This is a genomic window from Azospirillum sp. OGB3, from assembly GCF_014192915.1.
Taxonomy (GTDB): Bacteria; Pseudomonadota; Alphaproteobacteria; order Azospirillales; family Azospirillaceae; genus Azospirillum.
On record NZ_JACHYN010000007.1, the window covers coordinates 199,067 to 222,352 of the forward strand.

20 protein-coding genes and 1 tRNA gene are annotated in these 23,286 nt (G+C 69.8%); 9 read left to right on the forward strand and 12 right to left on the reverse strand.

Going from position 1 to position 23,286, the window contains the following annotated elements:
• Positions 1-75: 75 nt before the first annotated feature.
• A complete protein-coding gene (locus FHW79_RS16525; RefSeq protein WP_183179936.1) occupies positions 76-2,019 on the reverse strand; it encodes a M1 family aminopeptidase in 1,944 nt (647 codons plus the stop codon).
• Between the two features lie 175 nt (positions 2,020-2,194).
• On the reverse strand, positions 2,195-2,833 hold the full coding sequence (locus FHW79_RS16530; protein WP_183179937.1) for a gamma-glutamylcyclotransferase: 639 nt from the start codon (positions 2,831-2,833) through the stop codon (positions 2,195-2,197).
• Between the two features lie 108 nt (positions 2,834-2,941).
• Between FHW79_RS16530 and FHW79_RS16535 the strand changes: the two genes are divergently transcribed.
• Entirely contained in the window at positions 2,942-3,955 is a 1,014-nt protein-coding gene (locus tag FHW79_RS16535; RefSeq protein ID WP_183179938.1) for a DUF2125 domain-containing protein, read from the forward strand.
• Between the two features lie 135 nt (positions 3,956-4,090).
• On the opposite strand, the gene FHW79_RS16540 is transcribed toward FHW79_RS16535, so the two are convergent.
• The 5 genes from FHW79_RS16540 to FHW79_RS16560 form a co-directional block, all read right to left on the reverse strand.
• A complete protein-coding gene (locus FHW79_RS16540) occupies positions 4,091-5,350 on the reverse strand; it encodes a pitrilysin family protein (RefSeq protein ID WP_183179939.1) in 1,260 nt (419 codons plus the stop codon).
• 124 nt (positions 5,351-5,474) lie between these two features.
• Entirely contained in the window at positions 5,475-5,642 is a 168-nt protein-coding gene (locus FHW79_RS16545; RefSeq protein ID WP_014197640.1) for a hypothetical protein, read from the reverse strand.
• A gap of 108 nt (positions 5,643-5,750) precedes the next feature.
• Positions 5,751-6,521 carry a hypothetical protein gene (locus FHW79_RS16550; protein ID WP_183179940.1) on the reverse strand — a complete coding sequence of 257 codons (771 nt, stop codon included), beginning with the start codon at positions 6,519-6,521 and terminating at the stop codon, positions 5,751-5,753.
• Positions 6,522-6,552: 31 nt separating this feature from the next.
• Complete coding sequence (locus FHW79_RS16555) at positions 6,553-6,978, reverse strand: DUF350 domain-containing protein (RefSeq protein ID WP_183179941.1); 426 nt, start codon at positions 6,976-6,978, stop codon at positions 6,553-6,555.
• Positions 6,979-7,017: 39 nt separating this feature from the next.
• A complete protein-coding gene (locus tag FHW79_RS16560; RefSeq protein WP_247884423.1) occupies positions 7,018-8,709 on the reverse strand; it encodes a DUF2491 family protein in 1,692 nt (563 codons plus the stop codon).
• 455 nt (positions 8,710-9,164) lie between these two features.
• Between FHW79_RS16560 and acnB the strand changes: the two genes are divergently transcribed.
• Complete coding sequence (gene acnB, locus FHW79_RS16565; RefSeq protein ID WP_183179942.1) at positions 9,165-11,750, forward strand: bifunctional aconitate hydratase 2/2-methylisocitrate dehydratase; 2,586 nt, start codon at positions 9,165-9,167, stop codon at positions 11,748-11,750.
• Positions 11,751-11,911: 161 nt separating this feature from the next.
• On the opposite strand, the gene FHW79_RS16570 is transcribed toward acnB, so the two are convergent.
• Positions 11,912-12,712 carry a helix-turn-helix transcriptional regulator gene (locus tag FHW79_RS16570; RefSeq protein ID WP_183179943.1) on the reverse strand — a complete coding sequence of 267 codons (801 nt, stop codon included), beginning with the start codon at positions 12,710-12,712 and terminating at the stop codon, positions 11,912-11,914.
• A gap of 123 nt (positions 12,713-12,835) precedes the next feature.
• Between FHW79_RS16570 and FHW79_RS16575 the strand changes: the two genes are divergently transcribed.
• From FHW79_RS16575 to FHW79_RS16590, 4 genes are all read left to right on the forward strand, one after another.
• Entirely contained in the window at positions 12,836-14,041 is a 1,206-nt protein-coding gene (locus tag FHW79_RS16575; RefSeq protein ID WP_183179944.1) for an MFS transporter, read from the forward strand.
• Between the two features lie 182 nt (positions 14,042-14,223).
• Complete coding sequence (gene fldA / locus FHW79_RS16580) at positions 14,224-14,706, forward strand: flavodoxin FldA (protein WP_103041405.1); 483 nt, start codon at positions 14,224-14,226, stop codon at positions 14,704-14,706.
• Entirely contained in the window at positions 14,685-15,116 is a 432-nt protein-coding gene (locus FHW79_RS16585; protein WP_247884424.1) for a DUF2023 family protein, read from the forward strand. Before fldA ends, FHW79_RS16585 begins: the two co-directional genes overlap by 22 nt.
• A gap of 124 nt (positions 15,117-15,240) precedes the next feature.
• Positions 15,241-15,531 (forward strand): hypothetical protein, encoded by a 291-nt coding sequence (locus FHW79_RS16590; RefSeq protein WP_183179945.1) that lies wholly within the window; start codon positions 15,241-15,243, stop codon positions 15,529-15,531.
• Between the two features lie 7 nt (positions 15,532-15,538).
• Here FHW79_RS16590 and FHW79_RS16595 read toward each other — a convergent pair whose 3' ends face one another.
• The 3 genes from FHW79_RS16595 to FHW79_RS33275 form a co-directional block, all read right to left on the reverse strand.
• Positions 15,539-16,072 (reverse strand): AAA family ATPase, encoded by a 534-nt coding sequence (locus FHW79_RS16595; RefSeq protein ID WP_183179946.1) that lies wholly within the window; start codon positions 16,070-16,072, stop codon positions 15,539-15,541.
• Between the two features lie 44 nt (positions 16,073-16,116).
• A complete protein-coding gene (rraA, locus tag FHW79_RS16600; RefSeq protein ID WP_183179947.1) occupies positions 16,117-16,614 on the reverse strand; it encodes a ribonuclease E activity regulator RraA in 498 nt (165 codons plus the stop codon).
• Between the two features lie 71 nt (positions 16,615-16,685).
• Positions 16,686-17,732 (reverse strand): hypothetical protein, encoded by a 1,047-nt coding sequence (locus tag FHW79_RS33275; RefSeq protein WP_348984182.1) that lies wholly within the window; start codon positions 17,730-17,732, stop codon positions 16,686-16,688.
• Positions 17,733-17,970: 238 nt separating this feature from the next.
• On the opposite strand from FHW79_RS33275, the gene FHW79_RS16610 reads away from it, so the two are divergent.
• Complete coding sequence (locus FHW79_RS16610) at positions 17,971-18,624, forward strand: DUF47 family protein (RefSeq protein WP_183179948.1); 654 nt, start codon at positions 17,971-17,973, stop codon at positions 18,622-18,624.
• A 4-nt stretch (positions 18,625-18,628) separates the two neighbouring features.
• Positions 18,629-19,636 carry an inorganic phosphate transporter gene (locus tag FHW79_RS16615; RefSeq protein ID WP_183179949.1) on the forward strand — a complete coding sequence of 336 codons (1,008 nt, stop codon included), beginning with the start codon at positions 18,629-18,631 and terminating at the stop codon, positions 19,634-19,636.
• A 145-nt stretch (positions 19,637-19,781) separates the two neighbouring features.
• Here the strand turns inward: FHW79_RS16615 and FHW79_RS16620 are convergent.
• A tRNA-Gly gene (locus FHW79_RS16620) sits at positions 19,782-19,856 on the reverse strand.
• 360 nt (positions 19,857-20,216) lie between these two features.
• Here FHW79_RS16620 and FHW79_RS16625 point away from each other — a divergent pair.
• Positions 20,217-23,252, forward strand: a complete 3,036-nt coding sequence (locus tag FHW79_RS16625; RefSeq protein WP_183179950.1) for an adenylate/guanylate cyclase domain-containing protein — start codon at positions 20,217-20,219, stop codon at positions 23,250-23,252.
• Positions 23,253-23,286: the final 34 nt, after the last annotated feature.

Consider the following 23,286-nt stretch of genomic DNA (forward strand, 5'->3'; position numbering starts at 1 on the left):
CGCGTCGCGCGCCGTTTCCCCCTACAACAGGCAAAGGCGGGGTATGCTCCATGGACAGAGGGCGGGCGGGCGGAACTACTCGAAAGACACACGCAGCGGGCTGTCGCCGGCGGGCCAGACACCGCGGTCCACGGCACGGGCACCCTCGAAGACCAGCCAGCTCTGCCGGCCGTAATGGGGCAACGGGCGCAGCAGCGCCTGGAGCGCCGCCGCGTCGTCTGCGGCCACCGCCAGCAGCGGGCGGCCTTGCGGCGTTCTTGCGGTCCACGCCCGCGCCGTGCCGCGCCCCTTGAGGCTGTCCGGCAGCGGTGGCAGGCCGAGCCGGGCAAGCAGCCGGTCCACCTCGCCCGCCGTCCCGATCACGGCGAGCGGAGCAGCAGGGTCAGCGCGGTCCGCCGCAGCGATGCGTGGCTTGCCATCCGCCAGCCGTTCGGCCAGCGCGCGGGCGGTTTCCGCGGCCGGACCGTCGGCGGCGATCACCGTGGTGGCTGCTTGGTCCAGCGTCACGTCGCGCAGGGTCGGCGGCGCCTCACCGGGCGACAGACGGCGGAACAGGGCGAAGCCGGGATCGACCGCCAGCGCCCGCGGCGCGGCGGCGGTCCGGATCGTCGCCGTCGTTTCGCGCCCGTCGAGGCGGATGGTGTGGCGCTCCGTCCCCGCCGCGCTCCGCACCTCCACCGGCACGGTCAGGCCATAGACCGGCTCGCCCTGGCGCAGGGTCAGCGCCACGCCGTCGCCATCCCCCTTCGCTTCCGCCAGCTCCACCGTCGGCGCCCCCACACGGGTCAACCATTGCGCGAAGAAGGGTTTCAGGTCCCGTCCCGATGACGCTTCGAAGGCGCGGCGCAGATCGCCCCACCCCGCGTCCTGAAAACGCTTATCCTCCCAGAAGCGGCGGATGCCCGCGTCGAAGGCGTCCGCCCCGATCTCGGCGCGCAGCATGTGAAACAGCATCGCCGCCTTGCCGTAGCCGACGATCTGGGCGGCGTCATGGACCTTGGCCCGGAAGTCGGTCAGGGCGGAATCGCGCTCCGCCGGCAGGGCGGCGTAGTCGCGCAGCCAGTCCAGCCGCATGGCCCGTGCCGCATCCTCCCCGCGCCCCTCCGCCGCCGCATAGTCGGCCATGAAGGTGGTCAGCCCCTCCGACCAGTTGCCGGGCCAGTCGCCGCCCCCGCCGACACGCACACCGTTGCCCCACCAGTTGTGCAGGATCTCGTGGGGCAGCGACTGGGCGCGGATGAAGGGCAGCGGCATCACCTGACGCCCGATGTAGGTCAGGCCGGGAAAGCCCAGACCGACCGGCAGCGGCGCCGACAGGATGGCAAACCCGGCGAAGGGATAGGCACCGATCCGCGCCGCCTGGGCGTCGATGGTCCGGGCGCTGAGGTCCAGATACTCCTCGGCCAGCGCGGCCTGCTCCGGATGGAAGTAGGTGCGCAGGCGCAATCCATCATGCATCCGCTCCGTCACCTGCCACGCACCGGCAAAGAGCGACGGTTCCTCGACGCTGCGGTCCTCCGCGAAGGTCGCGGTGTAGCCCGTGCCGTCGCGCGCCTCCTCCACCAGACGCCCGGTCGCCACCGCGACGAAGGGCGCCGGCACCCGGACCGACAGGCGCCAGGAGGGTGGAGGCTCCGCGTTCTCGGAAGTCGGCATCCAGCCGGTGCCGGCGGGCAGGTAGGCGCCCTCCGTCCCACCACCCCCGCCGCGCGACTCCGGCGTCAGGGGCGGCAAGGTCCCGGCGTAGCGCAGGCGAAGCTCGCCGCCGCCCTCCGGCACGGTGACCGGCAGGGCGTTGCCGCGCACCGTGACCGGCTTGCCGTCGAGCAGCGCTTCCCCCACCGTCAAGCCCGGCGCCAGCATCAGCCGGTGCGTCCCGGCGGGCAACCGCAGCCGATCCTCCACCTCCAGCCGCCGCGCGGCGGGGTCGAGCGTGACGGTCAGGTCATGATGCAGGCCGGCGGCCCAGCCGGGCGCGGCGGCGAGCATGCCCAGAAGGGCGAGGAGGAAGGTGCGCATGGCCCTGCAATATAAGGCTTGGGCTGCGCCGCGCCAGCGGTGGTGTGGGTGTTGCGCTTTCCCCCACCCCGGCCCTCCCCCGCTTCGCAGGGGAGGGAGAATCCTGCGAAGCGGCGGCAGTCCCCTCCCCTGCGAGAGCGGGGGAGGTCCGGGGTGGGGGCAACACCGGAAGCCGTCACCCCAGCCGCGCGCGCACCGCGCTCAGCAGGCTGCACAGCCCGCGGTCGTGGATGCCGATGGCCTCCAGATGAGCGACCGTGTTGGCGAGATAGTCCAGGTTCGGACCACGCTCGCCGCGGCAGCAGGCGATGCGCTCGGCCATCGCGGTCTCGTCCATGCAGCCGCAATATTGCCGGTGGCGGCGGTCCACCACGAAGGTGCAGGCGGTGACCGGCGCCCCGCCGTCGCGCGGGCGCACCGGCAACAGCTTGGGCCGATAGACGCGGTTCAGCATCTCGCGGTCCCACAGGCAATCGAGGGTCTCCGGCACCCGCTCCGCCGCCACGCGGAAGACGATGCCCCGGCAGGAGCCGCCGCGGTCCAGGCCCAGCACCAGACCCGGCCGCTCCGGCGTGCCGCGGTAGCGGTGGGAGGACACGCAGAAGCGGCGATGATAGCCGCCCAGCACCGCCGGATGGCGCTCCAGAAAGGGGAATTCCGGGTTCCACATCAGCGAGCCGTAGGCGAAGACCCAGAGGTCGGCACCGGGCGTCACGGCGATGTCGGCGGACCAGGAAGAGGCGGCGGATGCCGGACGCTGCACCGGTGCGGTGACCGTAAGCTCGGCAACAGGCGATTGCGTATCGAGCAGCATGACCCTTAAGTAATGCAGCGTGCGCCGACTGGTGGCGACACGGTGAATGCTAGCACGGCCCCTGGCCGCCCGCTATAAGGTGGGCGCCACAAAACGGAAATGCCACAGATGCGCGTTCGGAAGATCTTGGGCCTCGCCGTTCTCGCCCTGGCCCTGCTGGCCGGCGCCTATTCGGTGTGGTGGTGGCAGGCCGCCTCGGCGGTGGAGCGCGGCGTGCTCGCCTGGATGGACGAGCAGCGGGCGGCGGGCGCGGTGGTGGCCCATGGCGGGTTGAGCGTCGGCGGCTATCCCTTCACCATCCGCGCCGCGCTGGAGTCGCCACACCTCGCCACCCGCGACGTGGAGTGGCGGGGCGCCCGTCTGGTGGCGGAGGCGCCGCCCTGGAACCACACGCGCATCGCGCTGTCGCTTCCCGGCGAGCAGCGGGCGACCGTGGTCCAGCCCAGCCAGCCGCCCTTCACTCTGGTCGCCCGCGACGGCGGCCAGGGCCATGTCGCCCTCACCCTGACCGGCCAGCCGGTGGAGGCACGGCTGGCCTTCACCAACCTCGTGGCGCAGCCCGAGGCCCTGCCCATTCCCATCGCCGCCCTGGACCTGACCGCCAGCCAGCCCGCCGAGCCGCCGGCCAGCCACACCGACACCGGCCTGTCCGTCACGCTGGACGCGCGCGGGGCCACCCTGCCCGAGGGTGCGCCGGACGCGCTGGGCCGTGAGGTGCAGCGCCTCCTGCTGACCGCCCGCATCCTCGGCCAGCCGCCGAAGCCGGAACCGGTCAGCCTGTCGGCCTGGAGCCGCGACGGCGGCACGCTCCAGCTCGATGGGCTGAACCTGGATTGGGGGCCGCTGAAGCTGGCGATGAACGGCACGCTGGCGCTCGACACCGCCTTGCAGCCGCAGGCCGCGCTGACCGCGGAGGTGCGCGGGTATCAGGCGGTGCTGGACGCGCTTCAGGGAATGTTCCGGCCCAAGGAACTGGCGATGGCCCGCACGATGCTGGGCCTGCTGGCCCGCCCCACCGGGCCGAACGGCGAGCCGGTGCTGACCGCCCCGGTCACCGTGCAGAACCGCGGGCTGTTCCTCGGGCCGCTGAAGGTCGCGGCGCTGCCGGTGGTGGTCTGGTAGGGGTAACGTAGCGCCCCCATCCTAACCCTCCCCCGCTGGGCGGGGGAGGGGACAGAGGGCACTTCGCAGTCATCTCCCTCCCCCGCCCAGCGGGTGAGGGCCGGGGTGGGGGCACTACGTCGCTACACGACAGCCTCACGCCGCCTGCAGCATCCCCTGCATGTCCTCGTAGGACGGCAGATGGTCCAGCTTGCCGACCGCGGACACCGCCATCGGGCCGGCGAAGACGCGGTTGGCCGCCGCCGCCACATCTTCCGGCGTCACCGCGTCGATGCGCTCGAAGATCTGCTCGATGGTCCGCACCTCGCCGGTGCGCAGCAGGGTGCGGGCGAATCGGTCGGCACGGCGCATGGTCGATTCCAGCGATTTGCCGACCGAGAAGCGCATCTGCTCCTTCGACCGCTCCAGCTCCACCGCGGTCACGCCATCGCGGGCCTTGCGCAGTTCCTCGAAGAAGACCGGCACCAGCTCCGCCACCTCCTCCGGCCCGGTCCCGGCGTAGAAGCTGAGCGCACCGCCGTCGGCGTACTGGATGGGTGCCGCGTAGACCGAATAGACCAGCCCGCGCTTCTCCCGGATCTCCTGGAACAGGCGGGAGGTCATGCCGCCGCCCAGGATGTTGGCGAGGTGGCGCAGCGCGTAGCTCGCCGAATCCTCGGTGCCGACGCCGGGGAAGGCCGCCATGAAATGCACCTGTTCGGCGTCGCGCTTGAGCAGCGCCGCCCCACCCTTGTTGACGACCGTCTCGTGGAACGGGGCGTCCTTGGCGGTCAGATGACCGAACAGCGCCTCCGCCCGGCGCACCACGGTGCCGTGATCGACGTTGCCGGACACCACATAGACCATGCGGCGCGGGTCGTAATGGGACACATAGTCGAACAGATGCTCCCGCCCGAAGCCCGCGACGTTCTCCTTCGGGCCGAGGATCGGGCGGCCGAGAGCCTGCCCGTCGAAGGCGGTGCGGCGCAGCGCCTCGTAGACCACGTCCTCCGGCTCGTCAGCGTAGCGGCCAATCTCCTGGATGACCACGCCGCGCTCCTTCTCCACCTCCTCCTCCGGGAAAACGGAGTTGAGGACGATGTCGCCGATGATCTCGCAGGAGACGTCGACGTGCTTGGCCGCCATCTGCGTGTAATAGGCGGTGACGTCGTAATCCGTGTAGGCGTTGAACTCGCCGCCGCGGTTCTCGATCTCCAGCGCGATGCCCAGCGCGTCCCGGCTTTCCGTTCCCTTGAAGATCATGTGCTCCAGGAAATGGGCGATGCCGTTCACCGCCGGCCGTTCGTTGCGCGCCCCGACGCCGACCCAGACGCCGCTGGTCACCGTGCCGAGATGCGGCAGGTGGTCCGTCAGCACGCGGAATCCGTTGGCGAGGGTGGTCAGTTGGATCGTCACACAGGGTCTCCTGGTTGGGCACGGGATCGCCCGGAACATCGGGGGCGTTGCATTGACGTGGGGCGCCGTCCGCGCAGGAACAACGCTCCGCGTTCTGGGGTCAAGGTCGGGATGAGGCGCGCCGTCAACCGCGCGGCGGCGCCAAAGCGGCGCTGAGGGCGCGGCGGTTGCGGTGGGCGCGCATCAGCAGCGGCGCCGGAACGTCGCCCGGCACCAACAGGCGGCCACCCGGCAGCAGCCGCACGCCGTGCCGCTCCAGTTCGTTCAACAGCTCCGCCATGGACCTGCGCATGGTCGTCCTCCACCGAGCAGACTTTCACCGCTCGCATCATGGCGGAGAATTTCGATAGGATCGATGCGGATCATCCTATCTTACCGATAGGATGATCCTATTCATTCCTCAATGCCGGCTCTTCAGGGAGGCCAGACGGTCGGACAGGCTGCTGGGCGCCGGCTTCGCTCCGGTGGCGGCGTCGAGCGCCGCCTTGATGTTGGGATCGTCCTCTTCCGGCTTGGACGGCTTGAGCAGGCGGGCCTTGGCGCTGGACGCCTCCGCCTGGGCGAGGTCGCGGGCCGCCGCGTCCTGCATCGCCTTCAGCGCCGTGCCGAGGCTGGAGGTGGCGCCGCTCAGCCCCGCCGCCTGCCGGGCCGCCTCCGCCCGCTGCTCGGCCATGTCGCGCTGCTGGGCGGCGCGGCCCATGTCCCGTTCGGCCCGCTGCAACGCGCTGCGGGCGGCCTTCAGCTTGCCGCCGGCCTCGGCGTAGGTCGTCTCCAGCATGGTCAGGAACTCGCGCGCGTCCACGGCGTCCCGCTCCTCCCGATCAATGTCCGGAGCCATCTGCTCCAGCATCCCCACCAGCGTTTCCAGGCTCTTTTCGAGCTGCGCCTTGCGACCGGCGTCGGCTTCCGCCTCCATCTGGCGCTGCAGATGCTCGGCGGCGGCCATGCGCTGGCGGGAGAGTTGAAGGATGGCCTCGGCCTCCTTCTGCTCCTTCTCATAGGCGGCGCGCGCCTGCGCGACCTGAAGGCCGAGGCTGTCCAGATGCTCTTCCATCGTGCGCAGTTCGGCCTCCGTCGCGGCCTTCGGGTCCCAGCGCACCAGGGCTTCCACCGCCGACTGGACGGCCTGATCGGTCTTCACCCCGACGAGGTTGCGGATGAACGAGATCATGGTTGCGGTTCCTCTCTGGTTCGGCGGGCCTTCAGCCCGCCATGGCTCCGGCGTTCAACAGCGCGATGGCGATCTGGAGTCCGGCCAACGCCGTGCCCGCCGCGACGTTGCCGGATTCGATCATCGTGCGCAGGTCGCGGAACAGCCGGATGGCGATCAGGAAGGTAATCAATTGCAGCGCCAGCGCAACGGCTCCCCAGATCAGGATGTCCACCAGGACGAGGCTGGTCGCCAGCGTCGCCGCCAGCGGGATCGCCAGCGCCACCATCGTGCCGCCCAGCACCACGCCGGCGGCCTGGTTGCCGCTCGCCAGCAACTCGCGCTCGTGCAGCGGCGTGACCGCGACGTAGACGGCCACCCCGATCAGGAACAGAGCCAGGGTCGCTCCGAAATGCAGCAGCAGCAGCGGCAGGCCCGATTCGAGGCCTTGCAGGATTTGCGCGACGCTGGTGTCCATGGTGTCTTCCGTAAGGGCTGGCGGGATGAGGCGGGAAACTCAGGCGAGCGAAAGCGAGGCGGGGTTGACGTCGATGCCGGCGCGGACCTCCACCCACGCCTCGCCGCCGTCCTCCACCGCGGCGACCAGCACATATTCGGTGCGGGGCGCCGGGTCGGCGGCTCCGGTGGGGGCCGCGTAGAGCATGGCGGTCACGCGGCGGGTGCGGCTGCCGCGGTGGTCGGTCAGAGTCTCGTCGAAGGCGACGGGGGCGATGCGGGACGCGCCGGGCGACCACTGCCGCCCGTACAGCTTGCCGTCCTTGGTCTGGAACTGCGGGTAGCCGATCATCCCATCGCCGGGGTCCAGCCAGAAACCCCATTCGTCATTGTCGGTGGGGTGCACCTCGTCCAGAATGGAGAACCAACGACATTCGTCCGGCGCCCCCCCGGCTCCAAGATGAAGCTGGTAGAAACCCTTCCCGCCCGGAAGATACAGCCGGTGCAGCGTCACGCCGCCGCCCGTCAGCGTGCCGACGGCCGCCACGCTGACCATCGAGCCGGCGCCCTCCGGCGCGGTGGCCTTGATCGCGCCGCCGCCCAGCAGGAAGGGCGTGGGATCGGGCGTCAGCGTCATGCCGACGCGGAACAGCGACGGTTCGTAAGACTCGCCGGTGGCCTTGGCCTTCACGATGCCGGCGGCGGTGCTGGCGGCGTTGCTCCAGGGCGAACGGGTCATGGCGGAACCTCCGGATCGGGAACCCGACGAACGGCGGCGCAGGACGGTCACCGCCACCACCATCCCTCCGACGAGCAGAATCAGAAGGAGCAAGGTGCCCACGCCCCCCCCGCTGGACTCGGCCGGGGACGGCGGCGTCTCCGGCGCGGCCTGCGCGACGTCGCGCGGGATGTCGGGAGGCAGGTAGCCGGGGTCACGCGGCCGGTCCTCCTGCGCGCGCAGGCGGGTGTCGAGATCGTCCAGGCGGCGGCGCAGGTCGGGGTCGTCCTGCGCGCGCCGCTCCGCCTCCGCGCGCCATTCCGCGTAGCCGGGGTCGCCCTGGTGGTTGTGGAACCAGTCGGCGTAGCCGGGGCGCGACAGGTTATCGAGCAGGAACCATAGGAACAGCCCGTCCCACAGGCCGAAGCTGGGACGGCTGCCATAGGCCCAGCCCGGCGGGCGCCAGCCGCCGTACCAGCCGCCCGGGCCATAGCCGCCGGTGCGCCGCTGCCCCCAGCCTGCGCCGGAACCGCCGCCGCCCTGCCATCCTCCCCCGCCCCAGCCGGACCCGGACGTGGACCCGGGCCCGGAACGGGGCGGCGGGGCGGCCACCGGCGGGGTGCGCTCCCGCTGCTGCTGTTGCTGCTGTTGCGCGCGGTAGCGGTCCAGAGCCTCGCCGCTCGAACGCCGGGACACACCCGCGTCGCCGCCGCCGGACGGCGCCCCGCCGGGAAATCCGAAGGACGGCCCGCCCTGAGGACGGCTGTAGCCCCCACTGCCGGTGGACGGCGCGCGCGACGGGGCGGAGCGGGTGGAGAAGGACGGTGTGCGCACGGACGGACGGCTGTATCCGCCGCTGGAGCTTCGGCCCCCGCCGGCCCGCGCTTCCGCCGCCTGCGGCCAGAGCAGCGCGGCGGTGGCCGCGGCCAGCCCGGCGGACACCGCCGCAGGTGCGGCGGCTGGCAACGGTTGCAGCGGCGCCAGCGCCAGAAGGACGCTGAGGAACCGGGCGGTGATCCGGTGTCGAAGGGGCATGGAGCCTGAGGGCATGAGGCCTGCGCGGTGCCGTGGATGCCGGCCAGAACACCCTACATGCCCAATTGTTCACCATCAACCTCTGCGCCGGCCAACCTCTTCGCCGACGGGGTAGACATGGTGATGCGGCGGCCCGCGCAGAAACCCCGGCGGGGCGATCATTGCAAAAACCATGAGGAATTCAGGAAATCGCCACCCTTCCACAGGGCCGGCGGGAGCAAGTTGTAATACCACTTCTATGGCCGGCGCCTGAAAACGTGTCGCAGGCGGAGCGTTGACTTGACGACTCCCAAGGTGGCGACGTAAGACATCTCCGTTCCGCGGAAGTTCCTTCCGGAATGGTAGGACCAGCGGCGTGGCAAGACGCCGCAAGGGCAAAAAGCCGGGTCCGCGAGCGCGCCCCCGGTCGGGGAATCGGACGACTGTTGAGCAACCTTGGATGAGAGGACCGCACCGTGCTTGAAGCTTACCGCCAGCATGTCGCTGAGCGTGCCGCGCTCGGAATTCCCGCCCTGCCGCTTTCGGCCAAGCAGACCGAGGAGCTGGTCGACCTTCTCCTGAACCCGCCGCAGGGCGAGGAAGCCTTCCTGGTCGACCTCATCACGCACCGCGTCCCGGCGGGCGTCGACGACGCCGCCAAGGTCAAGGCCGCCTTCCTGGCCTCGCTCGCCAAGGGCAACGAGACCTCGCCGCTGATCTCCAAGGTCAAGGCGACGGAGCTGCTGGGCACGATGCTCGGCGGCTTCAACATCAAGCCGCTGATCGACCTGCTGGGCGACGCCGAGTGCGGCGAGGCCGCCGCCGCCGGTCTGAAGACCACGCTGCTGATGTTCGACTACTTCCACGACGTCAAGGAGCTGGCCGACAAGGGCAACGCCAACGCCAAGGCGGTGATCCAGTCCTGGGCCGACGCCGAGTGGTTCACCTCGCGCCCCGAGGTCCCGGCCAGCCTGACTCTGACCATCTTCAAGGTGTCGGGCGAAACCAACACCGACGACCTGTCCCCGGCCCCGGACGCCTGGTCGCGCCCGGACATCCCGCTGCACGCCCTGGCCATGCTGAAGAACCCGCGCCCCGGCATCGTGCCGGAGGAGGCCGGCGTCCGCGGCCCGATCAAGCAGCTTGAGGATCTGAAGGCCCGGGGGAACCTCGTCGCCTATGTCGGCGACGTGGTCGGCACCGGCTCCTCGCGCAAGTCGGCCACCAACTCCGTGCTGTGGTGGACGGGCGAGGACATCCCCTTCGTCCCGAACAAGCGCTTCGGCGGCGTCTGCCTGGGCTCCAAGATCGCCCCGATCTTCTACAACACGATGGAAGACGCCGGCGCCCTGCCGATCGAACTCGACGTCTCGCAGATGGAGACGGGCGACACGGTCGAGCTGCGCCCCTACGAGGGCAAGGCGCTGAAGAACGGCGCGGTGATCGCCGAGTTCACCGTCAAGTCCGACGTGATCTTCGACGAGGTGCGCGCCGGCGGCCGCATTCCGCTGATCATCGGCCGCGGCCTGACCGCCCGTGCGCGTGAGGCGCTGGGCCTCGCCCCGTCGACCCTGTTCCGCCTGCCGTCCTCCCCGGTGGACAGCGGCAAGGGCTTCACGCTCGCCCAGAAGATGGTCGGCCGCGCGGTCGGCTTGGCCGAGGGCCAGGGCGTGCGTCCGGGCACCTATTGCGAGCCGAAGATGACCACGGTCGGCTCGCAGGACACCACCGGCCCGATGACCCGCGACGAGCTGAAGGATCTGGCCTGCCTCGGCTTCTCCGCCGACCTGGTCATGCAGTCCTTCTGCCACACCGCGGCCTATCCGAAGCTGGTGGACGTCAAGACCCACCGCGAGCTGCCGACCTTCATCTCGACCCGCGGCGGCGTCGCGCTGCGTCCGGGCGACGGCGTGATCCACTCCTGGCTGAACCGCCTGCTGATGCCCGACACCGTCGGCACCGGCGGCGACAGCCACACGCGCTTCCCCATCGGCATCAGCTTCCCCGCCGGCTCGGGCCTCGTCGCCTTCGCCGCGGCCACCGGCGTCATGCCGCTGGACATGCCGGAATCGGTGCTGGTCCGCTTCAAGGGCGCGCTGCAGCCGGGCGTCACGCTGCGTGACCTCGTCAACGCGATCCCGCTCTACGCCATCCGCCAGGGCCTGCTGACGGTGGAGAAGAAGGGCAAGAAGAACATCTTCTCCGGCCGCATCCTGGAGATCGAGGGCCTGCCCGAGCTGAAGGTAGAGCAGGCGTTCGAGCTGTCCGACGCCTCGGCCGAGCGTTCCGCCGCCGCCTGCACCGTCCGGCTCAACAAGGAGCCGATCATCGAGTACATGCGCTCCAACATCACCCTGATGAAGTGGATGATCGCCAACGGGTACGAGGACGCCCGGACGCTCGGCCGCCGCATCAAGGCGATGGAGGACTGGATATCCTCCCCGTCGCTGCTGGAGCCGGACGCCGACGCCGAGTACGCCGCGGTGATCGAGATCGATCTGGCCGACATCAAGGAGCCGATCGTCGCCTGCCCGAACGACCCGGACGACGTGAAGCTGCTGTCGGAGGTTGCCGGCGACAAGATCGACGAGGTCTTCATCGGCTCCTGCATGACCAACATCGGCCACTTCCGCGCCGCCGGTAAGATCCTGGACGGGAAGACCGACATCCCGACCCGCCTGTGGATCGCCCCGCCGACCAAGATGGACGCCCAGATCCTGACCGAGGAAGGCTATTACGGCGTTCTCGGCAAGTCGGGCGCCCGCATGGAGATGCCCGGCTGTTCGCTGTGCATGGGCAACCAGGCGCAGATCCGCAAGGGCTCGACGGCCATCTCGACCTCGACCCGCAACTTCCCGAACCGCCTGGGCATCGACACCCGCGTCTATCTCGGCTCCGCCGAGCTGTCGGCCGTCGCCGCCCTGCTGGGCAAGCTGCCGACCCCGGCCGAGTATCTGGAGCAGGTGAGCGTCATCAACCAGAAGGCCGGCGACATCTACCGCTACATGAACTTCGACCAGATCAAGGAGTTCCAGGACGTGGCCGACACGGTCGCCGCCTGATCCACCTGCACTCCTTCCCCTCCCCTCGCGCAAGCGGGGGGAGGTCGGGAGGGGGGCTGGGTGCAAGGACTTCCGCGTTGATGAAAAGCCCCGCCGGGATTGCTCCGGCGGGGCTTTTCTTCTTTGGTCTCGGCATTTGAACCACAGAGATACAGAGAGCCTCAGGCCGAACGTTCCGCGCCATGAGCACCAGCCTGCGCCAGATACGCGCGCGGCGCCGCTCCCAGCGTCCGCTTGAACATCGTCGTGAAGGCCGCCGGGTTGTCGTAGCCGAGGTCCAGCGCGACCGTCGTCACCGGAACCCCGGCGACCAGCCGCGGCAGGGCGGACACCAAGCACGCCTGCTGGCGCCATTCCACGAAGCTCAGCCCCGTCTCGCGCCGGAACAGCCGCGTGAAGTTGCGGCGGCTCATGCCCAGCCCGTCGCTCCAGTCCTCGATCGTCGCCTGGATCGTCGGCTCCTGGAGAAACCGCCGGCAGCGCTCCGCCAGGGCGGCGTGGGCGGGAAAGGGCAGCGACAGCGGCTCCACCGGAAGCCGCCGCATCTCGTGCAGAAGCAACGCCATCACCGCGCCGTCGTGGCTCTCCGGGTCGTAGTCCACCGGCACGTCGATCGCCCGCCCGATCAGGCTGCGGAAGAAGGGCGACAGCGCCACCACTTCGCAGCGGGCCGGCATGGTGTCGGCCAGCGCGGGGGCCAGATAGAGGCTCCGCGTCATGACCATCCCGATCATGCGGACCTCATGCGGGACGCCCGGTGGAATCCACAGCCCGCAATGGGGCGGCATCACCCAGCGCCCCTGGGCGGTGGATAGCACAAGCGTCCCCGTCGCCCCGGACAGCAGTTGCCCGCGCCGGTGCGTGTGGGCGGCCAGCAAGGTGCCGTCGGCGTGATCCTGCCCCAGGGCGATCAGCGGGCTGGGCGACTCCTCGACCGTGTCGATGCGCAGGTTCCGGACCATGGCCCAGTCTCGTAAGAAGTCGGCCTGACCGCGGTGGCAGGCCGTTGCAGCTCACCATAGGCTGTTGCTCCACACCAAGCAACGCGCCGCCCGCAAACCAAGCGCCAAAAAAGGCTTCCTTCCGTGACCGACACCACCCTGTCCCGGCCCAAGGCCGGGGGGACGGCGCTGCCCGTCCTGGGGACGATCAGCGTCTGCCATCTGCTGAACGACCTGATCCAGTCCCTGCTGCCCGCGATCTACCCGATCCTGAAGGGCGGATTCGACCTCAGCTTCGCGCAGATCGGCCTGCTCACCCTGACCTACCAGATCACCGCCTCGCTGCTTCAGCCGATCATCGGGCTCGCCACCGACCGGCGGCCGGCGCCCTACTCCCTGACCATCGGCATGGGGGCGTCGCTGATCGGGCTGGTCACGCTCGCCTTCGCGCCGAACTACGCGGCGCTGCTGATCGGGGCGACCCTGCTGGGCTTCGGCTCCTCGGTCTTCCACCCCGAGGCGTCGCGGATCGCCCGTCTGGCCTCCGGCGGCGCGCACGGGCTGGCGCAGTCGCTGTTCCAGGTGGGCGGCAACGCCGGCTCGGCGCTGGGGCCGCTGCTGGCCGCCTACATCATCCTGCCGCGCGGGCAGGAAAGCCTGTCCTGGTTCGCCCTCGCCGCGCTGGGCGGCATGGTCCTGCTGACCGGCATCGGGCGCTGGTACGCGCGCAGCGACCACGCCCGCCCGGTCCGCCGCGGCGCCGCGATCCGTCACCCCGGCCTGACCCACGGGCAGGTGAACCGGGCGCTGGCCGTGCTGATGGTGCTGATCCTGTCCAAATACGTCTATCTGGCCTGCCTGACCAGCTACTACACCTTCTTCCTGATGGAGCGCTTCGCCATGGCGCCGGACTCCGCGCAACTCTGCCTGTTCGTCTTCCTGGCGGCGGTGGCGGCGGGTACGATCATCGGCGGGCCGGTCGGCGACCGGATCGGACGCAAGACGGTCATCTGGATCTCGATCCTGGGCATCCTGCCCTTCACGCTGCTGCTGCCCCATGTCGGGCTGACGGCGACGGTCGCGCTCAGCGCAGTGATCGGGCTGGCGCTGGCCTCGGCCTTCCCCGCCATCATCGTCTACGCGCAGGAGCTGATGCCGGGCCGCGTCGGCATGGTCTCCGGCCTGTTCTTCGGTCTGGCCTTCGGCATCGGCGGCATGGCCGCCGCCGGGCTCGGCGTCCTGGCCGACTGGAAGGGCATCGGCTTCGTGTTCCAGGCCTGCTCGGCCGTTCCCCTGCTCGGCCTGTTCGCCGCGCTGCTGCCCAACGTGTCCCCGCACAAGGGCTCCTGAGCCCCTGAAGGCCGCGCCGTCCCTGGCGGCGCGGCCTCCCCTTCGCGGAATTCCCACAAACCGTTCATGGTCATATTGCAAATGCGAATGATTCTTATTATCATTCATCCCAGGCCGGACGTTCTCGCCTTTGCTTGCCGGCCCTGATCCGATTGGCCCACAGGATTGCCCAGAGAGAGACCATGAACGTCACGATCATCTATGGCTCCGACGGCGGCGCGACGAAGTCGGTCGCCTCGCGCATCGCGAAGAAGATTCAGGGAAAGACCGTCGACATCGCCCGCGCCTCCGCCGCGGATTTCGAGAATTGCGACCTGCTGATCCTCGGTGCGCCGACCTATGGCGTTGGCGACCTGCAATGCGATTGGGAGGCCAACTTCGGCACGCTGAAGGCCGCCAACCTGAACGGCAAGAAGGTTGCCCTGTTCGGCACCGGCGATCAGGTGACCTACCCGGAGTCCTTCGTGGACGCCATGGGCACGCTCTACGATCAGGTGGTGGCGCAAGGCGGGGTCGTCGTCGGCTTCACCGACACCACCGGCTACGAGCATTCGGGCTCCACGGCGGAACGCGACGGGCGGTTCGTCGGGCTGGCGCTCGACCAGGACAACCAGTCCTCCCAAACCGACAAACGGATCACCGCATGGATCAGCCAATTGGCGTGATGCCCCCTGACCGATCGGCCCAGGACGGGTCGACCATGCCCATCCACCTGCTCGGGCACCATCTGTACGAGTACAGCAAGGGCGTCCGGCCCATGGTCATGATGACGCTCAGCACGCGGGACGCCGACACGGTGACCCGCAAGCTGGCGGAGCGGTTCGTCGACTACCACGTCCAGACGGTGACCGAGGCCAAGGTCAACGTCTTCTTCGGCAACCCGGCCTGCGTCGCGATGGTGCGGAGCGTCGTGCGCAAGCCGCTGAACCAGCTGACGCCGGAGGAGGATTTCATCCTCGGCACGCTGCTCGGCTACGACCGTGAACAGCAGTGCCGGCGCTTCCTGGCCATGGCCCAGGCCGGAAGGGAGGGGGCCGGAAGGGAGGGAGCCGGGCGGGAGGGGGCGGTGTCCTGATCCATCCGTCGGGACACCGTCTCCACCATCCGGAAAAAAGACCGTTTCGGCCTCGACAGGCCGGGCCGCCGTCGTCCAGACTGCCTCCCCAAATAGAATGGAAAACAACCAAGGGGAGGCAGGGATGGCGGCGGCTCCGTCCGGGATGATGTTCGAGAATCCCACGAACGGCCAGCGTGAGGCGGTGACCAACCGCGAGATCCTCTGGGCCTTTCTGCTCGGCCCCATCTACTTCGCGAAAAAGGCCGAATGGCTGCACGCCGCGATTCACGCGGCGCTGATCCTCATCTCCATCCCGCTGTGGCCGGTCGGCGCCCTGATGACGTTGGGCGTCTGGGTCGGCTATGCCTGCGCGGCGCCGACGATCCTGGAATACCGGTACCAGAAGATGGGGTGGGAGAAAGTCGCGGGCTGATCCCACCTCACGGACGGCGCCGGCTTTCGTGGAGCGGGCGGCTCGGCAATACCGCCAGAATCTCCGCGACGCAGGAGTCGACCTCGCGCCCCGCCGTGTCGATGACGGCGTCCGCCCCGTCCCAAGGCTCGTATTCCCGCCCCCTCACCGCAGCCCAGGAGGGCGGACGGTACCCGGCGATGTCGCTTTGACGGGTTTCGACCCGGCGCCGGTGCTCGACCGGGTCCGAGCACACAACCTCCACCTCGACCAGCCGCACCCCGGCCTGAAGCGCCGTGGCGCGCCACGCCTCGCGCGTGATCCGGACAGGGTTGACGCAATCCGCGATCACGGTGGCACCCAGCCGAAGATTGTCGCCGGCCAGGGCGTAGGCGACCACATAGCCTTGCGGACCGACAGCCTCACCGTCGGCGCCGCCGGCCATGCAAATCGCCTGCTCGATCGTATCGATCCGCAGATGAAACGCGCCGAGCCGGCGCGCCAACACACGGGCGATGGTCGTTTTGCCGGTTCCGGGCAGCCCGCCGAAGACGATCAACATGCGCCACTCTTTTCAGGGCCGGAGCCTGCCTCGTTCCACACCCGTCACGCGGTCGCGCCGAACTCCTCCGGAGTCAGCACCAGCACCCCGTCCTCGTCGGCGAAGACGAGATCGCCGGGATTGATGCGGATGCCAGCCAGCGTCACCGGCAGATCCTTCTGCCCTTCGCCGTTGCGGACGGTCTTGCGCGGGATCGCCGCCAGCGCCTTGATGCCGAGGTCCAGCGTGGCGAGGATCGCGGCGTCGCGGACGCAGCCGTGGATGACCACGCCCGCCCAGCCGTTCTTCACCGCGTCCTTGGCGATCAGGTCGCCCATCAGGGCGGCGCGCAGGCCGCCGCCGCCGTCGACCACCAGCACCTTGCCCCGACCCGGCGTGCCCAGCGTCTCCTTGACGCGGGAATTGTCCTCGAAGCACTTCACGGTCACCGCCGCGCCGCTGAATTTGCAACGCCCGCCGAAATCGCGGAAGACGGGGTCGGCGACGCGGGCGGTCTTCTCGAACCGGTCGTAAAGGTCGCAGGTGCTGTCGAAATCGGTCATGCGGTTTCGCTCCCCTTCATGGCATTGGTGGCCTTGGCGTTAGCGGCAGAATACCCGCAGTGCGGCGATGGTCAATCCTCCGGGGCGGCGATGGCACCCGTGCTGGTGCGCTCCAGGATGGCGCTGCGGCGGAAGCGGTAGAGTTCGGCAGGGCGCCCGCCGGTCTGGCTCTCATACTGGCCGGTCGGCTCCACCAGCCCGCCGGAGATCATCAGCCGCCGGAAATTCTGCTTGTGCAGCCGCTCGCCGGACAGCGCCTCCACCACCTGCTGAAGCTGGTGCAGGGTGAAGATCGGGGGCAGCAGCTCGAACACGATGGGGCGGTATTTCAGCTTGCCGCGCAGCCGTTCCAGCGCCGTCGCCAGGACGCGGCGGCCGTCGCGGGCCATCGGGCGGCCCAGCGCGCGCGGCATCTCCAGCCGCACCCTGCGCTCCGCCACCCCCGCCCGGCGGGCCAGGTCGTGGTCGCGGAACGCCTCCACCACCAGCCCGGCCTCGTAGAGAAGCTCGTAGCGTTCCAGCACCCGCTCGGAGTCCCATTCCCCGCCGTCCAGGGCGAAGGCCATGCGGGCGCGCTCACCGCGCCGGGCGCGGGCGGGGTCATCCGGCGCGGCGGCGACCCAGCGGGCCAGCGCCGGGCGGATCACCGAATCGAGCAGCGCCGGCGGCGACTCGCGCCAGTCCTCCCAGGGGAAGAACTCGTACAGGCCGCGCCATTCCGCCCCGTCGATGCGCAGCGGCGCCTCGCGCAGCAGCGCCAGATAGCCGACCACCAGCGAGCGCGGGCCGCCGAACAGCTCGTGCGGGTCGCGGTAGCGGTCGCCGAAGCTGTAGAGCTGTTCCACATAGCGCAGGGTCAGCCCGGCCGCGTCCTCCGCCACCGCGCGCAGGCCGTCCTGAAGCGTGCGGAAGCGTTGGGGATCGAAGGGCGCGCCCGGGAGGGCGTCGCGGTGGGGCAGCGGCTCGTCGCCGCGGCGGTGCGATTCGGGGATCTCGAATCCGCTGCGCACGGTCACCACGCGCGGCTCGGCGCCGTTCGCCGAGGAGACGCCCACCGAAACGATGGCCGCCGTCAGGCCGATCATTGTTTCCAGGCCGATCTGTCTTTCCCCTGCCACTCGCCACCCACCTCCCCGCTGCCGATCCGTCGGCGGCAGGATAAGCGGCCCGCCGCGGCAAATCACCGGTCTTTCCGCCGGGCACCCCCGTGAAATCTCGCCGCAAGCCGGCCCGGCATGACACTTTTGTGACTCCCCACAAGCGCCGGGGATGTTACACCAGCCGCGACGCTGAGGCTCGCGCGCGTCCGTGCGAGATCCCCAGCAGTGCAGGCCGGCGTAAGTTGGAGAACCACGCATGCTGAATTTGTTCCGGGCCCTGATGCCGCGCGAAGAACGGTTTTTCGACCTGTTCGCCGACCATGCCCGGACCGTCGCCACGGGTGCCGAAGCGCTGCGGGCGATGATGGCCAGCGGCCAGGACCTGGAGGAGCGGTTCCAGACCATCCGCCGAGTCGAGAGCGAGGCCGACGCCATCGAGAGGAACATCCAACTCGCCGTCCACCGCACCTTCATCGTGCCCTTCGACCGTTCGGACATCCAGGAACTCGGCAAGCGGATGGACGACGTTCTCAACCTTATCGAGGAGACCGCGCGTCACCTCGTCGAGGCGGGCTTCATCGACTACACGCCGGAAATGCACGCGCAGGCCGACGCCATCGTGCGCTGCACCACTCGGCTGAGCGCGGGCATCCCCCTGCTCCGCGACATCCCCAAGCACGTCGAGCAACTCCACGCGATGACCGCCGAGGTCTCGCGGATCGAGAGCGAAGGCGACCGGCTCCTGCGCGAGGCCAAGCACCGGCTGCGCGACGAGAGCGGCGGGCTCGACGCCCCCATCACCCACCGCCACGCCCTTCAACGCGAGATCATCGAGCTGCTGGAACGCGTGCTCGACGCCTGCGAGGACGTGGCCGACACCATCGACGGCATCATCGTCGAACAGGTCTGATCCCATGGAAGCCGCTACCCTCGCCCTGCCCATCCTCATCGGGCTGATCGGCGTCGCCCTCCTCTTCGATTTCCTCAACGGGCTGCACGACGCGGCCAACTCCATCGCAACGGTCGTCTCCACCCGCGTGCTGTCGCCGCGGACCGCCGTCGCCATGGCCGCCTTCTTCAACTTCATCGCCTTCCTGTTCTTCGGGTTGCATGTGGCGACCACCATCGGCACCGGCATCGTCGGGGCGGGGGTGGTCGACCCGCACGTCATCTTCGGCGCGCTGATGGGCGCCATCGTCTGGAACGTCTTCACCTGGTGGCTGGGCATCCCCTCCAGCTCCTCCCACGCGCTGATCGGCGGCCTCGTCGGGGCCGGCGTGGCGAAGGCCGGGCTGGACGCCGTGGTGGTGTCCGGTCTGGCAAAGACCGCCGCGGCCATCGTCGTATCGCCGGTGGTCGGCTTCCTGCTGGCCAGCGTGATGATCGTGGCGGTGTCCTGGCTGTTCCGGCGCAGCACGCCCTTCGCGGTCGACCGGCTGTTCCGCCACATCCAGATCGGCTCCGCCGCGCTCTACAGCCTGGGACACGGCGGCAACGACGCGCAGAAGACCATGGGCATCATCGCCGTCCTGCTCTATTCGCAAGGCATGCTGGGGGAGACCTTCCACGTTCCCTTCTGGGTGGTCATCACCTGTCAGGCCGCGATGGGGCTGGGCACGCTGTTCGGCGGCTGGCGCATCGTCAAGACCATGGGGTCGAAGCTGACCGACCTCAAGCCGGTCCAGGGCTCCTGCGCGGAGACGGGCGGGGCCATCACGCTGTTCGTCGCGACGTGGCTCGGCGTGCCGGTCAGCACGACCCACACCATCACCGGAGCCATCATCGGCGTCGGCGCCGCCCGCCGCACCAGCGCGGTGCGCTGGGGTCTGGCGCAGGGCATCGTCATGGCCTGGGTCATCACCCTGCCGGCGACCGCCGTGGTCGGCGCGCTCTTCTACGAGCTGTCTCTGGCGCTGTGGTGATACCCCCGGCGGGGCCGGCGGGGCCGGCGGGCTGAAGGGCCCACCACGGGCTTCCGCCCCGGCGACACAGCGCAGCGACACGGCGCAAAACGCGAAAAGGGCGGCCCGGGAGGCCGCCCTTTTTCGTACCATCCGCGCTGAAAAATGGAGCGGGCGAAGGGATTCGAACCCTCGACCCCAACCTTGGCAAGGTTGTGCTCTACCCCTGAGCTACGCCCGCGCCGCTCCAGCGGAGGAGCGCCCGTATACGCCCAGGCGATGGCCAAGGCAAGCCTATTTTTTACGACACCAATCCGTGCGTCGCCACGAATCGGGCACCGCAGGAATGCAGACAGGAGGACGCCGCCCCTTGCCGATTGCACGAGGAAACATACCAACATATGTTAGGCTGAGGCTCTTGGAGTGAAATTGCCCATCCCTTGTTTTGAATGTCTGCGCATTCGAAATTGTATCCTCTAACATGCCGATGACGCTCCGCAGGGGGGCTTCGATGGCCGGAACGGACATGGACCTGGGCGAATCGCAATCGATGCCCACAGCGGCGCCTCGGGGAGCACCTTGGGAGGCGTCGTGCCGGCCCATGCCCGCAGCGGACGGACCGGATGGCGGATCCGCACGGCGCAACAGCGCGGAACGCAAGGTGGTCACCGTCCTGTTCGCCGACATCGTCGAATCCTCAAGCATGGTGTCGGGCCGCGACCCGGAGGAGGCCGACCAGACCCTCCTCACCATCCTGCAGATCCTCACCGACGCGGTGGGGCGGTACGGCGGCACGGTGGCCCAGGTGCTGGGCGACGGCATCATGGCGGTGTTCGGCGCTCCCTCCGCGCTGGAGGACCATGCGCTGCGCGCCTGCCTTGCCGCCCAGGACATCGCCCGCTCGGCCATCGATTCGGACGAGTTCAAGATGCGGATCGGCATCAGCTCGGGCGAGGTGGTGGCCCAGATCATCGAGACAGGCGTCTGGACCGACTACCGCACGGTGGGCGAGACGGTGCATGTCGCCGCCAAGCTGCAGCAGCGGGCGCACCCCAACAGCGTGTTGCTGAGCCGCGAAACGCTGGACCTCGTGCCCAAAGGCCTGACCGTCCGCCCGGCGGGGACGCTGCGCCTGTCCGCCACGGCGGAGCCGGTGACCGTCTTCGCGCTGGAGGCGGCGCGGGCGATGCGGCGCACGGCGATGGACCTGCTGTCGGCCGAAGGCACGCTGTTCGTCGGGCGCCAGCCCGAGCTGGCGGTGCTGACCGGCGCCCTGCGGCAGGCCGAGCGGGGCCGCGGCGCCTGCGCCATCCTGGTCGGCGAGGCCGGAATCGGCAAATCCCGGTTGACCGGAGAGTTGATGCGCAGCCCGGAGGCGGCCGCCTTCACCACCACCATCTGGCCGCAGTTCCCGATTCGCCGCCTGGGCGACCCCGACGACCTGGAGGCGGCGGCCCGCTGCCTTGCTTTGTCAGTCTGTGGAGCGGCGGACGACCCGGCCATGGATGGCTTGGCGGTGGCGCGCCTCACCGCCGCCGCCGCGCGCAACGGCGGCGAATTGGCCGGCGAAGCGATGCGCGAACTGCTCGGCCAAGTCTCCGTCCACCCGCTGTGGCAGGGACTTGACCCGGCGCAGAAGGCCGATTTCAGCGTCGAGGGGCTGGTCGCAGCGATCCGCGAGCTGTCCGTGGAACGCCCGCTGCTGATCCTCGTCGAGGATGCGCACTGGACGCGTGGGCTGACCAACCGCTTGCTCGACGCCCTGGCCGAGGGGGTGGAGGACGCCAGGGTCTTCGTCCTGGTCACCTCGCGGCCCGACACGCCGGGCGGCTGGTCCGCGCCGGACTCGGTCCACATAATCGCGCTGGAGCCGTTGGAACCGTTGCAGGCCGACGAGTTTCTGGACCATTGGCTTGGCCACAGCCCGTCGCTGGCCGACCTGAAGGCGCGCGTCGCCACGCAAAGCCAGGGCGTGCCACTCTATCTGGAGGAATCGCTGCGCACCCTGGAGACCACCGGGGTCATCGTCGGCAGCCCGGGCCGTTACAAACTGGGCAGGGCCGACGCCCGGATGGCTCTGCCGGCCACGGTGCACGGTTTGCTCGCTTCACGGATCGACGCGCTGGAGCCCGGCCCGCGCCGGGTGCTGATGCACGCGGCGGTGATCGGCACGTCGGTCGATCTCGGCCTGCTGCGCGCGGTGTCGCCGATCCCCGCCGCAGAATTGCCGGCGGCCTTGGCCCGGCTCGAACAGAGCGGCTTCTTCGCCCGCTCCCGCCTGTTGCCGAATCTGGAGCTGACCTTCCGCCACGCGCTGGTCCAGGAGGTCGCCTACGCCACCCTGACCAAGCGGGAGCGCCAGCCGCTGCACGGACGGGTTCTGCACGCCCTGCGCCGGCGGTCCGACCGCAACCTGCCCAACCGGGCCGAGCTGATCGCCCATCACGCCTTCTTCGCCGAGGATTGGCCGCTCGCCTGCGCCTATGGCCGCCGGGCCGGGCGGCGCGCGGAGATGCGCTGCAAGCATTTCGACGCCGGGCGCTTCTACGAACAGGCGCTGAAGGCTCTGGACCATCTGCCGGACACCCGCCGCAACACCCAGCGGCGCATCGACCTGTGGGTCGGAATTCCCCTCGTCCTGCTGCCGCAGGGGCGCCAGCTGGCCGGCGACCCGCTGGAGGAGGCGCGGGACATGGCGCTGGACATCGGCGACCGCATCCGCTACGCCCGCGCAACCTCGCTGAAAGCCTCCTTCCAGTGGGTCTACGGCGTGCTCGACGGAGCCATCGCGCTCAGCCGCAGCGCGCTCGACCATCTGGGCAACCAGGGGACGATGGAGCTGCGCATCCAGGGGCTGATGCGGCTGGGCGGCATGTTGGTGGACAAGGGCCATTTTCCGGAGGCGCAGGAGAAGCTGGAGCAGGCGCGCAGCCTCGCGCTGGCCCACGCCCCCCGCGCGCGGTTCGGCCTGACCGCGGTGGCGGTTGCCATCACCGCCGCCTACCAGGGCCGCTGCCTCGCCGAGCTGGGGCGCGACGACGAGGCCGTCCGGGTGATGCTCCACGCGCTCGACATCGCCGAAGAGGTCGGGCACGCCTTCTCCGTGTCGTCGGTGAAGGTCCATCTGGCGCTGGTCCACATCATCGGCGAGCGCTTCGCCGAGGCGCTGCCGCTGCTGAAGGACGCTGTGACGATCACCGAGGCGACGCGCCTGCACATCTTCCAGCCGATCACGCTGGGCGCGCTGGGCTACGCCATTGCCCGCACCGGCGGTGCCGCGGAGGGCGCGAGGCTGCTCAACGCCAGCCTGGAACAGGCGCACATCCTGAACCATTCGCTGCCCAGGCCGCGCATTCTGAACTGGATGTCCGATCTCGCCCTGGAAACGGTGCAGCACGACACAGCGATCGGCTGCGCCGCCAAGGCGCTGGGCATTGCGACAGACGCCGGCCAACTGTCCGAACAGGGCTGGTCGCACTTCGCCCTGGCGCAGGCCTTCACCGCCGTCGGCCAGCATCATGAGGCCATGGAACATCTGGCGGCTGCCGAGACAATGAGCCGCCAACTGTCCATGATGCCGCTCGCCGACCGCTGCGGGGCCTTCCGCCGTTGCCTCATCGCGTCCGGTCCGGTGTAAGGTGGCCCGGCTGGCGTGACCCGGTAGGGCTCCG